Below are 1,140 nucleotides of genomic sequence, written 5' to 3'. Positions count from 1 at the left end.
TCTTAGTTGTTGAGTTGAGAGAGAGTCTTAAGTTAACTCTACGCTACACCAAGGCGCCATTGTCATGTAATTTGAAGCCCCAGTAAAGCACTGCCTGGCAATCACTTTATTTGTATCAATTACCACAAAAATAAGTCACCGCTAACAAGTATTCACTGCATGCATCCAAGCCAAGATATCACCCTGACCCCCGAGCAAATTAAGGTTGTAGAATCACCCCTTGCTCATTATGTGGTCACTGCTGTCGCAGGCAGCGGTAAAACAACGACCCTAGCTCATCGGATAGTATATCTATTGAGCCAGGGCCATGATGCACGGCGAATTCTCATCCTAATGTTCAACAAAGCAGCAAAGACCGACTTTGCCGCCAAACTAAGACGGATCGGTAACCACCATAGCCGCCTTCCCGAGGTGCGAACCTTTCATGCGATGGGTTATCGGCTATACCAACGTTTTATTCAAGAAGGGCAACTGCGACCATTTAATAAACAAATCCTCAGTGATAAGGAGATCGACTTTCATATCTGGCGAATGCTAAATCAAATACTTGATTCCGAAGCCCTTAAAGATGCCAAACGTAATAAGAAAGATTACGTTGAAGCAGGCCACCAGTTTATCGAATCCGTTAAAAATGGCCTGCTGTCACCTCAACAAACCCTCTATGATCTTGATTTGAGCGATAAGTTCGGCTTTCTTCCTCAATTGTTTGATGTCTTCGAAAGCTGGCGAAAACACAACGCCAGAATCAGCTACACGGATATGCTTTACGATACCGTGATCGCTATTCAGCAAAATCCCTCTTTAGAAAAGCTTGTTAGCAACAAGATGGATATTGTGCTGGTCGATGAATACCAGGACACCAACGACCTTCAGCACGCACTGTTAAGCTATATCGCAGGGGACCGCGCCAAAGTGACCGTCGTTGGCGACCCTGATCAGACGATATACGAGTTCCGCGGCGCAAAACCCGAATACATCATTAACGGCTTTTCCCAACAGTTTCCAGGGACGCAGAAGCTCAATTTGAGCTACTCATTCCGCTATGGGCATTGCGTTTCTTTATTAGCGAACCACCTGATTTCCCACAACTCAGGGCGACAAGCACTGCTTTGCAAATCACATGAGTCAAACCCCTCTACC

1 protein-coding gene is annotated in these 1,140 nt (G+C 45.8%); it reads left to right on the top strand.

Annotated features, from left to right (window positions below; genetic code table 11):
* Positions 1-159: 159 nt before the first annotated feature.
* The coding region (locus A3735_RS26985) for an ATP-dependent helicase (RefSeq protein ID WP_156499959.1) at positions 160-1,140 on the top strand (981 nt) is incomplete at its 3' end.

Source organism: Oleiphilus sp. HI0061 (assembly GCF_001635675.1).
Note: the sequence above shows the minus strand (reverse complement) of the source record. Positions and strands in the feature narration are given on the sequence as shown.